Source organism: Streptomyces sp. NPDC053541, from assembly GCF_044544705.1.
Taxonomy (GTDB): domain Bacteria; phylum Actinomycetota; class Actinomycetes; order Streptomycetales; family Streptomycetaceae; genus Streptomyces.
Genome location: NZ_JBITXM010000014.1, coordinates 72,716 through 84,979, shown reverse-complemented (window position 1 = coordinate 84,979; position 12,264 = coordinate 72,716). Strand labels below are relative to the sequence as shown.

The window sequence follows — 12,264 nt, the reverse complement described above, 5'->3', positions numbered from 1 at the left end:
AAACCCCGTCCGAAACAAGATCACTGGTTCGAGGTAACGGCGCCGTTCCGGCTGGGCGAGCCCCCTCTCGCGACGGTTACTGTTCCCCGGGATCTGGACGGAATCCCAGAGATTGTGTCGGTTTTTCCTCTTTTCAAGGAGCGCTCGTCCCATGACCGTTGAGACCGGCCCGGAGCTGGAGCTGGAGCCGAACCGGCCGCAGTCCAGCCTCAGCACCGCGGCAGCCCGGAACCTCGCCACCACGACCAAGTCCGCCCCGCAGATGCAGGAGATCACCTCCCGGTGGCTGCTGCGCATGCTCCCCTGGGTGGAGACGAAGGGCGGCGCCTACCGGGTGAACCGCCGGCTGAGCTACAGCGTCGGCGACGGCGTCATCGAGTTCGTGCAGGACGGCGCCACCGTCCGGGTCATCCCCCGGGAGCTCGGCGAACTCGCCCTGCTGCGCGGCTTCGACGACGAGGACGTGCTCCGCGCGCTCGCCGACCGCTGCGTCCAGCGCGACTTCCGCGCCGGCGAGGTGCTCGTCGAGCGCGGCGCCCCCGCCGAGCAGATCCACCTCATCGCGCACGGCCGGATCAGCCAGACCTCGGTCGGCAAGTACGGGGACGAGGTCTCCGTCGCGGTCCTCGCCGACGGCGACCGGTTCGGTGAGAACGCCCTCCTGGACGCCGACGCCAGGTGGGACTACACCGCCACGGCCGAGACCCCCGGCACCCTGCTCACCCTCTCCCGCGCCGACTTCGCCGCCGTGCAGGCCCAGTCCGCCTCGCTGGCGAACCACATCCACGAGTTCAGCACGCTGCCCGCGCAGCGGCAGAACAAGCACGGCGAGGCCGAGATCGCCATGTCCGCCGGCCACGTCGGCGAGGCCGAACTCCCCGGCGCCTTCGTGGACTACGAGCTCAACCCGCGCGAGTACGAGCTGTCCGTCGCCCAGACGGTGCTGCGCGTCCACACCCGGGTCGCCGACCTCTACAACGGCCCGATGAACCAGACCGAGGAACAGCTCCGGCTCACGATCGAGGCGCTCCGCGAGCGCCAGGAGCACGAGCTGATCAACAACCGCGAGTTCGGTCTGCTCCACAACGCCGACTTCAAGCAGCGGATCCAGCCCCACTCCGGCGCGCCCACCCCGGACGACCTCGACGAACTGCTGTGCCGCCGGCGCGGCACCAAGTTCCTCTTCGCCCACCCGAAGACCATCGCGGCGATCGGGCGCGAGTTCAACAGCCGCGGCCTCTACCCGGACCACGTCGACGTCGGCGGCCAGTCCGTCCCGGCCTGGCGCGGGGTCCCGATCCTGCCCTGCAACAAGATCCCGATCAGCAAGGAACAGACCAGCTCGATCATCGCCATGCGTACCGGCGAGGACAACCAGGGCGTCATCGGCCTGCGCCAGACCGGTCTGCCGGAGGAGTACGAGCCCGGCCTGTCGGTGCGCTTCATGGGCATCAACGAGCAGGCGATCATCTCCTACCTGGTCACCACCTACTACTCCGCCGCGATCCTCGTCCCCGACGCGCTCGGCGTGCTCGAGAACGTCCAGATCGCCCGCCGCCGCGACTAGTACGGCGTCATCCGCCCCCGGCGCGCGACGTCCGGCAGCCGCCGGACGCCGCGCGCCCGCCCGGCCGCGTCCGTCCGGGCCGGCCCCCTCATCCCAGCAAGGAGCCACGGATGCCCGACACCGGGCTTTCCCCGCTGCCCGGCCCGCCCACCGCCCCGTTCCGGTCCGTGCCGGCCGCCCCGGCGGAGCCGGCCGCACCCGCACCGGCCGCACCGGTCGAACCGCAGGCCGGCCCCGCGCCCGTACCGCCCGCGTCCGCCCTGGAACGCATCCTGCGCGGCCCGAGCGGCCTCGGCACCGCGGCGCTCTCCCTCGCCCGGCGGCCCGCGCGACCGGCCCCCGAGACCCCGGCCGCACCGCAGGCCCCGGACGAGCCGCCCGCACCGGAGCTGCTCGCGGCGCTCGACGCGGCGCCCGCGCCCGCGACCACGGCCACCCAGGGCAACCCCATCCCCGGCCTGTACTTCCACCCCATCGCCGAGCCCGACCCGGCCCGGGTGGCGGAGGTCAGCCGCCGGATCAAGGAATGGGCGGTGGACGAGGTCCAGGCGTACCCCCCGGAGTGGGAGGACCAGTTCGACGGCTTCTCCGTCGGGCGCTACATGGTCGCCTGCCACCCCGACGCGCCCACGGTCGACCACCTCATGGCGGCCACCCGCCTCATGGTCGCCGAGAACGCGGTCGACGACTGCTACTGCGAGGACCACGGCGGCTCGCCGATCGGCCTCGGCAGCCGGCTGCTCCTGGCGCACACCGCGCTCGACCCGCTGCACACCACCACCGAGTACGAGCCGGCCTGGCAGGCCTCGCTGGAGTCGGACGCGCCGCGGCGCGCGTACCGCTCCGCCATGGCGTACTTCACCCAGCTGGCCACGCCGTCCCAGGCGGACCGCTACCGGCACGACATGGCCCGGCTGCACATGGGCTACCTCGCCGAGGCGGCCTGGGCCGAGACCGACCACGTGCCCGAGGTGTGGGAGTACCTGGCGATGCGCCAGTTCAACAACTTCCGCCCCTGTCCCACCATCACCGACACCGTCGGCGGCTACGAACTGCCCGCGGACCTGCACGCCCAGCCCGCCATGCAGCGGGTCATCGCCCTCGCCGGCAACGCCACCACGATCGTCAACGACCTCTACTCCTACACCAAGGAGCTGGACAGCCCGGGGACCCACCTCAACCTGCCCGTGGTCATCGCCGAACGCGAGGGCGTCTCCGCCAAGGAGGGCTACCTGAAGGCCGTCGAGGTCCACAACGACCTCATGCACGCCTTCGAGGCCGAGGCCGCCGCGCTGGCCGCCTCCTGTCCCGTGCCCACCGTGCTGCGCTTCCTGCGCGGCGTGGCCGTGTGGGTCGACGGCAACCACTACTGGCACCAGACCAACACCTACCGCTACAGCCTGCCCGACTTCTGGTAAGCACCCGACTTCCGGAAAGAAATGGATTCCTCTGTGACCACCGAGCTGACCCACACCGACGCCTCCGCGATCATCCCCGGCCCCGCGAACCCGTACCAGGGCGACATCGCCCGCTACTGGAACGCCGAGGCCCGGCCGGTGAACCTGCGCCTCGGTGACGTGGACGGCCTCTACCACCACCACTACGGCATCGGCGACGTCGACCACGCCTCGCTCGGCACCCCCGAGGACAGCGAGTACGAGAAGAAGCTCATCACCGAGCTGCACCGCCTGGAGTCCGCCCAGGCCGAGCTGCTCCTCGACCACCTCGGCCCGATCACCCCCGCCGACACCCTCGTCGACGCCGGCTGCGGCCGCGGCGGTTCGAGCGTCATGGCCCACCAGCGCTTCGGCTGCAAGGTCGAGGGCGTCACGCTCTCCTCCACCCAGGCCGACTTCGGCAACAAGCGCGCCCGCGAGCTGGGCATCGACAGCCACGTGCGCGCCCAGGTCTGCAACATGCTCGACACCCCGTTCGAGAAGGGCAGCATCGCCGCCTCCTGGAACAACGAGTCCAGCATGTACGTCGACCTCGACGACCTGATGGCCGAGCACGCCCGCTTCCTGAAGGTCGGCGGCCGCTACGTCACCATCACCGGCTGCTGGAACCCCAAGTACGGCCAGCCCTCCAAGTGGGTCTCCCAGATCAACGCCCACTTCGAGTGCAACATCCACTCCCGCCGCGAGTACCTGCGCGCCATGGCCGACAACCGTCTGGTCCCGAACGCGGTCATCGACCTCACCGCCGCGACCCTCCCGTACTGGGAGCTGCGCGCCACGTCCTCGCTGGTCACCGGCATCGAGGAGGCCTTCATCGAGTCGTACAAGGACGGCTCGTTCCAGTACCTCCTGATCGCCGCCGACCGCGTCTGATCCGCCGCCCCACCGGCGGAACCGGGGCCGGGCCCGTCCACTGGACGGGTCCGGCCCCTCGGCATGGGCGGTATTCGGCCAACTGCCTAGCCGATCATGGGACTTCGGGCCACCCCGTGTTAGCTTCGCGAACAGACCGACGGAGCCGGGGGGACTCATGGAGCGGGGCACACGCACGTGCGCGCGCAGGCGGGCGACGGACGGGGTGACCCGGTGAGCACGCCGAGCCCGAGCCCCAGCCCGACCGGCACGGCGACACCGGCACCCGGCCCGAGCACGAGTCCGAGCCCGAGCACGACTCCGACGCCCGGGCCGACCGGCACGGCGCCGCCGAGCCCGGCTCCCGGCACGCCGAGCCCGCAGCCGACGCCCTCGCCGAGCCCGAACGCGCCGCCGACCCCGCCCGGCCCCTCGGGCCCGCCGCCCCAGCTGCCCCCGGCGACCCCGCCCGCGGTGACGAACCCGTGGACCGCCCCCGGCGGCTTCGACGTCCAGCCGTTCCACCTCTACCAGGTGGCGGCCGCGCTCGCCGTCGAGCAGCAGTCGTTCCACCGGGCGCTGTCGCAGTTCCTCGACGTCCACGCCGGCTACTCCAAGGTCGGCGGATCGGGCACCGTCACGGCCGAGTTCGCCACCCAGTACGCGGCGGTCCTCGCCCTGCTCATCGAGGTGCACGGCAAGGCCGTGGTCGCCGTCGGCGGTGCCGCCGTCGGCTTCACCACGACCGCCAACAACTTCCGGCAGGCCGACGCGGCCACCCACCCGCTCAACCCGCCCTTCCTGCCGCAGCCGCCGCCCCAGGTGATCACCGCGCCGCCGGCGTACCAGACCCCGCCGCCGTTCGGGGTCCGCGACGGCAACGCCGTCGACGACTTCGCCGACATCTTCGACGACGGCGACCTCCCCGGCTCCCTGATGCGGACCGTGATCGAGCAGGCGCTGCGCACTGGCCGCGCGCTGGAGATCCTGCCGCTCCCGAACTACCTCAGGGTCAACCAGCTCTCCCAGGCCTGGCTGCCGTACCAGACCGGTGTCGGCATCATCCAGGGACAGCTCAGCGCCACCGTCGACGCCATCACGGACAACGCCAACAGCGACTGGCACGGGGCGATGCTGCAGTTCGTGTCGTCCCTGTGGGGCACCACCGCCTGGGGCAAGAACACGGCCGGCTACGAATGGGGGCACAAGCCGCCCACCGGCGCCGGCACCAGCCTGCCGGTCTTCGGCGTCCTCAGCACCACCGCCCAGATGCTGGCGCAGGCCATCCGCTCGTACGCGGAGGCCGCCGAGAAGGTCCGCACCGAGCTGCGCGAGATCCTCTACAAGGCCATCAAGGACGCCCTTGCCGTCCTCGACCTGACCGACCTCGCGCACTTCTGGGAGCGCCTCAAGAAGGCGTGGAAGGGCCTGGGCGCCGCGGTGATGGCCAACATCGACACGGACGCCGTCAACCGGGCCGTCGACACCTACGAGACCTCGCTGCGCGAGCAGATCGAGGTGGTGAAGAAGCTCCTGGAGCCGCTGCGCGAGGCCTCCCGCGCCGTGCCGACCTTCACCGCGCAGGAGGCGCGGGCCGAGGCCTTCGGCGCGCGCTCGCTCTTCGAGTTCGACCGGTCGATCGTCCCGCTGAACGAGCAGTCCCGCGACCCCAACGTGCGGTTCGGCATCGACCTCGCCTCCATGGAGTGGGAGCGCAACGACTTCCAGCCGCCGAACGGGCCGCTGCGGCCCGGACTGGAGGCCCACACCGTCGACAAGCACATCGGGCTCACCCCGGAGCAGCTGATGCACCGGCTGCGCGACCAGGGCGGCGCCGACGCGTCGACCTTCCGCGACCTCCCGTCCGCCCAGCAGTACGTCCAGACCGCGGTGAACGACCCCTCGCGGAAGACGGAGCTGGAGACCTGGATGCGCAACCAGGAGCAGAAGGTCGCCAACGGCACCTTCAACCCCAAGTCCGTCAAGGCCTGGGACTTCCCGGTGCAGGACGCGAACGGCAACCCGGTGGCCGTGGGCACCTCCGTGAGCCAGACCGACTTCGCCAACGCGGGCTACGGGGCCCAGGCCAGGAACGTGCACACGGTCCACGTCGTGCTCGCCTACTCCCCGGAGTCGAAGTCCTTCTACGTGCTCACCGCCTACCCGAAGGCCCCTTAGCATGCGTCAGGTGACCGAACCGACCGACGCCGTCCTGACCAGCGGGGTGCTCGCCCGCCTCGTCGACCTCGCCGCGGCCGCCCGCAACCCGGGGGCGGCCCCGCTGGAAGACGAACTCCAGCGCTTCTCCCGGCTGTTGCGGGACTCGCACGCGATCGCCTGGGTGCTGCCCCTCGACGCCGTGGCCTCGCTCCTCGACGCCGTCGCCGACGAATACGGCACCGAGCGGTTCGCGCACCGGCCCGCCGTCTTCCGCGAGCGGCTCGCCCGCGCAGCCGGCGACGAACCCGCCGACGCCTTCCTGCGGTCCCTCGCCGACCTCGTCCGCGACCCCTGGTTCGGCGACACCCCCGGCTACGACGAACTCCCGCTCTCCCAGTGGGAGGCGCTCGCCCGCTTCGACCTCGTCAACGAGTTCGCCTCGCAGCTGCCCACCGGGGAGTACGACCGCGACCCGGAGGCCGAGGCACGCGAACTGGTCGCCATGGACCACCCGGACTGCCACGGCAGGATCGCCGACCTCGCCGGCCAGCTCCAGCGCGTCCTGTGCATGTTCCGCTCGCCCGCCGCACTCGACGCCGCCTTCGCGCCCGTCATGCCGTCGGTGACGCACGCCCGGCTGCGGCTGCTCCTCGACGCCGTCCACGCCCACTTCGCCGCACAGCACTGACCGCCCCACGCACCGCACCGCCCCCGGGAGCCGCCGCCATGTCCACCCCGCCGAACCTCGACGTCACCGACGAGGACCTGAAGCGCCTCGAGGACGACCTCGACGCCATGCGCCTGCACATCGACGGGCAGGTCCGCCGGATGGACGCCCTCGTCGACCGCGCCGAGGCCCGCTGGCGCAGCGAGGCCGCCACCGCCTACCGCAAGCTGCACCGGCAGGCCGGCGCGGACGCCGTACGGGTCCGGGAGATCCTGGGCGTGCTCGCGAAGGCGGTCCGGATGAGCCGCGACGGCTTCACCCGCCAGGAGCTGGACCTGCTGCGGGAGTTCCGGGCGGAGATCAAGAAGGTCGACGTCGACGCGGAGGTACGGGAGCTGTCCGGCGAGACGCCGGGCGGCGCGGGCGGCCCCGGCGGCGGCCCGGCACCGACCAGCCGGATCAGCGAGCTGTGAACGTCCGCACCACCGAGGGGGAGAGATGAGCGACGACGGGACCATCACCGTCGACCTGGTCGCGCTGCGCGAGATCGCCGGCGACCTGGAGGAGATCCTGCGGCTGCTCAACGAGCGCCTCGCCGCGCTCTACGACCGCACGGTGCCGGTCGTCCTGAATTGGCAGGGCGAGGCCCGCGAGGCCTTCGTCGACGAACTCGACCGCTGGGACCGCCAGATGGAGGACCTGCAGGCCGCGCAGAAGTGGCTGCACGCCATCGTCACCACGGGCCACGCCAACTACTCGGCCGCCGCCCGGGCCACCCTGCGCGGCTGGGGCGGGGCCTGACATGAGCCAGGACCAGACCCCGGACCAGACCCCGGACATGAACGCGGACGACACCCCCGGGGCGGTCCCGGGCATGCCCGCCCCGGACCTGACGAAGCCGCCCGCCGAGGCCGCCGGCCCGGTTCCCGCGCGCGCCGACCGGGCCGCGACCTTCCCGGACCGGGCGACCGCCCAGTGGGTCACCCAGCAGGTGATCGCGCTCAACGAGCAGCAGATCCACCGCTGGCTCGCCCAGTCCACGCGGCAGCGGCTGGTCATCGAGGCCGCCTGGCCCTCCCGGCCCGAGCCGGTGGGCACGCTGCTCACCACCGGCATGGCGCTGGCCGGCCAACAGCCCCTCCCGGTGCGGGCCGCCCGGGTGGTGCTCCGCCGGAACCCGGCCGCACCCGCGGAGAGCGGCGAGCCCGCCCCGTACCCCTTCACCGTCCACTCCGCACTGCCCGTCGAGCTGTAGAGGCCACCGTGTCCCTGAACCCCGCCGAGCACGACCGCAAGTACGGCGAGCTCGACCAGGTCGTCCGCGCCCACCTGGGCCTCGGCCCGCACGCGCCCGAGGCGGTCGAGGGCTATCTGCGGCACACCTGGCGCACCCGGCCCTGGGCGATCGCCGTCGCCGCCGAGCAGCTGCGCACCCTCGCCGAGAACCCGCCCGGGCGGCTGCGGCTCCGGCTCGGCGAGTACTACCGGCTGCCCGACCTCGGGCTGCCGCCGGAGGAGATCCACGACTGGCTGACGGGCCTCGCCGACCGGCTGGACGAGAGCCTGGCGACCGGCCAGGCCCCGCCGCCGGCGCCGCCCGCGACCCCGTGGGAGTGGCGGGCCCGCTTCCCCGAGCTCGCGCAGCTGCTCGGCGGCTGGTTCACCCAGGACATGCCCGCCGAGTTCGGGGACCACGAGTCCGCCCTCGCCGACTACCTGGACGGCACGGACCCGGGGCTCGTCGCCCAGCTCACCGGCGAGCTGCACGACCTGCTGGCCCTCGGCCTCGACGAGGACGGCCTCGCCCTGGCCCTGGTCGCCCTCGGCTCGGAGGTCGCCCCGCCGGCTCCGTACGGCCCGGGGGCGTGGCTCGCGGCGCTCGCGCTGCGGCTGCGCGGCTGACCCCGGCCGTTTCCGGGCCGGGTGGGGCGGGCAACCGCCCCACCGAGGGGGGTCCTACGGCTGGGGCGGTGGTGAGCGAGATGGCCCGACCCGTGTGGACCGGGGTGCTGAGCTTCGGACTGGTGAGCGTGCCGGTGGGGCTCTACACCGCGACCTCCGCGCACACGCTGCGCTTCCACCAGTTGCAGCGCGGCACCTCCGACCGCGTCCGCAACCGGAGGGTGAACGAGCGGACCGGCGAGGAGGTGGGGCTGGACGACATCGTGAAGGGCTTCGACACCGGCGACGAGTACGTCCTCGTGGAGCCCGACGAACTCGACGAGATCGCGCCGGGCCGCTCGCGGTCCCTGGAGATCAGCGGCTTCGTGGACCTGGACGCCATCGACCCGATCTTCTTCGACCGCACCTACTACCTCGGGCCGAAGAACAAGGACTACGCCAAGGTCTACGCCCTCCTGGAGCGGGCGCTCGCCACGACCGAGCGGGCCGGTGTGGCCACCTTCGTGATGCGCGGCCGGGAGTACCTGGTCGCGCTCAAGTCCGAGGAGGGCATCCTCACCCTCCACACGCTGCACTGGGCCGACGAGATCCGGGACCCGCGCGAGGAGATCCCCGACCTGCCCACCGGGCGGACCAAGGCCGGCGCCAAGGAGATGCGGATGGCCGAGCAACTGATCGACACGCTCGCCATGGAGTGGCGGCCCGAGGACTTCCACGACACCTACCGCGACAAGGTCGCCGCGCTGATCGAGGCGAAGAAGTCCGGCGAGACCGTCGAGAAGGCCGAGCCCGCCGCCGAGGCCACCAACGTCATCGACCTCACAGAGGCGCTGCGCGCCAGCGTCGAACGGGCCCGCGGCAAGGACCGCGGCAAGGCTCGCGCGGGCGGAGGCGGTGCCGGAGACGGTGGGAAGAGCGAGCTCAGCGGGCTGAGCAAGGCCGAGCTGTACGAGCGGGCCTCGGCCGCCGGCATCCCCGGGCGCTCCGCCATGAAGCGCGACGAGCTGATCGAGGCCCTGGAGCGGGCGGGGGAGACGGGGGAGAAGCGAGCGGCGTAGCCGCCGCCGGGAGCCCGGGAGCCCGGGAGCCCGGCCCCCGGCCCGCCGGGCCCCAGGGCCTCCAGGGCCCTCAGGACCCAGGGAGCCGAGGGCCCCCGGGGCTTCGGGGGGGCTCAGGGCTGCGAGGGCCTCAGACCCCCAGGCGCCCGGGCTCCCAGGGCCGGGCTCCCAGGGCCCCAGGGCTCGGGGCCCCCAGTGCGCCGACGGCAGTGCGCCGACGGCGCCGAGTGTTCCCGGGCCCGGGCTCCCAGGGGCTCAGGGCTCCAGGGCTCCCATGCCCCCAGGGCTTCGAGGGCTCCCAGGGGCTCAGGACCGCGAGGCCCCAGGCCTCCAGGGGCCCCCGGGCACCAGGGCGCTGAGGGCTCCCGAGGGCTCCGGGGGCTCAGGGCCCCCGGACCCCAGGGCCTCCAAGGCTCCCAGGGGCTCCCAGGCCCCAGGGCTCCCGGCCCCCCGGGGCTCACGGCTCCCAGGGTTTCTCCCAGAGCTTTCTGCCGGGCCTGCCCGGGTGCCGGGGTGACTCGTCCCGGTCGGCAGCAGGCTCGGGTGGGATCCGCCGTTCCTCCGGGTCCGGTGGGTGTCCGGGCTCCGCGCGGCCCTCGGGGCGGCCCGGCTCGGCGGGGAGGCCGCTGGGGGCGGGCTGGCCGGGGACGAGCGGTTCGGTGGGGAGGTGGACGCGCAGGGCGCGCTCGGTGTGCTCGGGGTTCGGGACCGAGACGGCGACCAGTGCGTAGCGGGACTCGGGACCCAGCTCCATCCAGAGGGCCGGTTCCTCCGCCCGTACCGCCACGAAGTCCGTGCCCGCCGGGCCGTGCCGCAGGCCCACGCAGTGGCCCGGCCGCCACCTGCCGCGGGCCGCCTCGCCGCGCAGCACGCGCCACCAGCTCGGCTCGACGCCGAGCCCGCGCAGTGCCGCGACGGGGACCCGGACGGTGCGCCGCCGGGCGGCCAGGGCCTCGCGAAGCCCCAGCCGGACGACGATCCGCGAGCCCTCCACGGTCACCCGGGTCATGGTGCTCACCCGCTTCGGTCCAGGTCGGCGAGCCGGCGCCGGGCCGCCGCGGTCGAGTGCCCGCGCGGCGGGTCCTGCCAGGCCGTGCGGTCGAGCAGCTCGTCGGCGTCCCGCAGGGTCCAGCGGCGGGCGGTCAGACCGGGGTCGTCCAGCTCCGCCCAGTCGAGCGGGGCCGCGACCGGGGCGCCGGGCCGGGCCCGTACGGCATAGGGGGCGACGGCGGTCTGGCCGTAGCCGTTGCGCTGGACGTCCAGGTAGAGGCGCTCGCCGCGGTCCTTCTTGCGCGCCGCGGTGGTCAGTTCGTCCGGGTGCCGGGCGGCGAGCAGGTCGGCGAGCTCGCGGGCGAAGGCCCGTACCTCGTCGAAGGTCTCGCCGCGCCGGAGCGGCACCACCACGTGCAGCCCGCGCGAGCCGGTGGTCATCGCCAGCGAGGGCAGCTCCAGCTCGTCGAGCAGCGCCCGCAGCCGCCCGGCCGCCCGGCGCACCGGCGTGAAGTCCTCGCCCGGCGGGTCGAGGTCGAACACCAGCCGGTCGGGGTGGTCGGGGCGGTCGGCGCGGGACAGCCAGCGGTGCGGGGTGACGCAGGCCTGGCCCGCCAGATAGACGAGGGAGGCGGCGTCGTCGCAGAGCACGTAGGTGACCGTGCCGTCCGCCTTGGGCAGCTCGGCGCGGTCCAGCCAGTCCGGGAAGTGGTCGGGCACGTCCTTCTGCATGAAGCCGGGGTCGTCGATGCCGTCCGGGTGCCGCTCCAGCATCAGCGGACGGCCGCGCAGCTGCGGGACCATGCGCGGGGCGATCCGCCGGTAGTAGCCGGCCAGGTCGTCCTTGGTCAGCCCGTCGTCCGGGAACAGCACCTTGCCCGGCCGGGGCACCTCGACCTCCCGCCGTCCGACCCGGACGCTCATGACGTGCTCCCGGCGACCTGCCGCAGCGTCCGGCCGGTGCGGGCCGACCGCGCGCGGTACGGGTCGGTGCCGCCGCCGTCCGACCGGGCCCGCCGGTCGGCCCGCTTGACCAGCAGCCACGCCTCCCGGCCGGAGCCGTCGCCGCGGATGCGGGTGAGCGCGTAGCCGCCGTGCAGCTTGCGCCCGTCCAGCCAGAAGGAGGCGTGCCCGGCGTCCAGGGCCTCGGCGAAGGGGACCTCGCGGCCGTGCCGGTCCTCGGAGAGGTTCCGGTAGGTGCCCTCGTCCCAGACGATGACCGTGCCGGCCCCGTACTCGCCCGGGGCGATCACGCCCTCGAACTCGCGGTACTCCAGCGGATGGTCCTCGGTCGGCATCGCGAGCCGCTTGTCCTGCGGATCGACCGAGGGGCCCTTGGGCACGGCCCAGGACCGCAGCACCCCGTCCACCTCCAGGCGGAAGTCGAAGTGCATCGCCGTCGCGTCGTGGATCTGCACCACGAACGCCGGCGGGCCGTCCGGGCCGCCGGCCGCGCGGTCCTCGCCGCGCGGCTCGGCGGTCCGGGAGAAGTCCCGGCGGCGGTGGTACTCGTGCAGCGAGCGGGTGGGACTCACGTCCGCCTCCTCACGGCGTGGCTTCGGCCCCCGTCGCCCGGCGGCTACCCCGTCGCGCGGCTCCTACTCCGCCCGC

13 protein-coding genes are annotated in these 12,264 nt (G+C 73.6%); 10 read left to right on the top strand and 3 right to left on the bottom strand.

Annotated features, from left to right (window positions below; genetic code table 11):
- Positions 1 to 151: 151 nt before the first annotated feature.
- The 10 genes from ACIGW2_RS32650 to ACIGW2_RS32605 all read left to right on the top strand — a co-directional run bounded on the left by ACIGW2_RS32650 (position 152) and on the right by ACIGW2_RS32605 (position 9,663).
- On the top strand, positions 152 to 1,567 hold the full coding sequence (locus ACIGW2_RS32650) for a family 2B encapsulin nanocompartment shell protein (RefSeq protein WP_391652425.1): 1,416 nt from the start codon (positions 152 to 154) through the stop codon (positions 1,565 to 1,567).
- A 110-nt stretch (positions 1,568 to 1,677) separates the two neighbouring features.
- On the top strand, positions 1,678 to 2,985 hold the full coding sequence (locus ACIGW2_RS32645) for a family 2 encapsulin nanocompartment cargo protein terpene cyclase (protein ID WP_399847663.1): 1,308 nt from the start codon (positions 1,678 to 1,680) through the stop codon (positions 2,983 to 2,985).
- A gap of 21 nt (positions 2,986 to 3,006) precedes the next feature.
- A complete protein-coding gene (locus ACIGW2_RS32640; RefSeq protein WP_361577182.1) occupies positions 3,007 to 3,897 on the top strand; it encodes a geranyl diphosphate 2-C-methyltransferase in 891 nt (296 codons plus the stop codon).
- Between the two features lie 453 nt (positions 3,898 to 4,350).
- Positions 4,351 to 6,054, top strand: coding sequence for an RNase A-like domain-containing protein (locus ACIGW2_RS32635; RefSeq protein WP_391652423.1), 1,704 nt, complete (start codon positions 4,351 to 4,353; stop codon positions 6,052 to 6,054).
- 10 nt (positions 6,055 to 6,064) lie between these two features.
- A complete protein-coding gene (locus ACIGW2_RS32630) occupies positions 6,065 to 6,724 on the top strand; it encodes a hypothetical protein (protein ID WP_391652422.1) in 660 nt (219 codons plus the stop codon).
- A gap of 38 nt (positions 6,725 to 6,762) precedes the next feature.
- On the top strand, positions 6,763 to 7,176 hold the full coding sequence (locus ACIGW2_RS32625; RefSeq protein WP_391652421.1) for a WXG100 family type VII secretion target: 414 nt from the start codon (positions 6,763 to 6,765) through the stop codon (positions 7,174 to 7,176).
- A gap of 25 nt (positions 7,177 to 7,201) precedes the next feature.
- Positions 7,202 to 7,504, top strand: coding sequence for a WXG100 family type VII secretion target (locus ACIGW2_RS32620; RefSeq protein ID WP_356065570.1), 303 nt, complete (start codon positions 7,202 to 7,204; stop codon positions 7,502 to 7,504).
- Positions 7,505 to 7,577: 73 nt separating this feature from the next.
- Positions 7,578 to 7,958: an RNase A-like domain-containing protein gene (locus ACIGW2_RS32615; RefSeq protein WP_391652480.1), complete on the top strand. Its 381-nt coding sequence runs from the start codon at positions 7,578 to 7,580 to the stop codon at positions 7,956 to 7,958.
- 8 nt (positions 7,959 to 7,966) lie between these two features.
- Positions 7,967 to 8,605 carry a contact-dependent growth inhibition system immunity protein gene (locus ACIGW2_RS32610; protein ID WP_391652420.1) on the top strand — a complete coding sequence of 213 codons (639 nt, stop codon included), beginning with the start codon at positions 7,967 to 7,969 and terminating at the stop codon, positions 8,603 to 8,605.
- A gap of 80 nt (positions 8,606 to 8,685) precedes the next feature.
- A complete protein-coding gene (locus tag ACIGW2_RS32605; protein ID WP_391652419.1) occupies positions 8,686 to 9,663 on the top strand; it encodes a Ku protein in 978 nt (325 codons plus the stop codon).
- A 457-nt stretch (positions 9,664 to 10,120) separates the two neighbouring features.
- Here ACIGW2_RS32605 and ACIGW2_RS32600 read toward each other — a convergent pair whose 3' ends face one another.
- Genes ACIGW2_RS32600 through ACIGW2_RS32590 form a run of 3 tightly spaced genes read right to left on the bottom strand, consistent with a single transcriptional unit; the run spans position 10,121 to position 12,188 of the window.
- Positions 10,121 to 10,672, bottom strand: a complete 552-nt coding sequence (locus tag ACIGW2_RS32600) for a hypothetical protein (RefSeq protein ID WP_399847658.1) — start codon at positions 10,670 to 10,672, stop codon at positions 10,121 to 10,123.
- A 5-nt stretch (positions 10,673 to 10,677) separates the two neighbouring features.
- Entirely contained in the window at positions 10,678 to 11,577 is a 900-nt protein-coding gene (ligD, locus tag ACIGW2_RS32595; RefSeq protein WP_391652417.1) for a non-homologous end-joining DNA ligase, read from the bottom strand.
- Positions 11,574 to 12,188, bottom strand: a complete 615-nt coding sequence (locus tag ACIGW2_RS32590; RefSeq protein WP_391652416.1) for a DNA polymerase ligase N-terminal domain-containing protein — start codon at positions 12,186 to 12,188, stop codon at positions 11,574 to 11,576. Before ACIGW2_RS32590 ends, ligD begins: the two co-directional genes overlap by 4 nt.
- Positions 12,189 to 12,264: the final 76 nt, after the last annotated feature.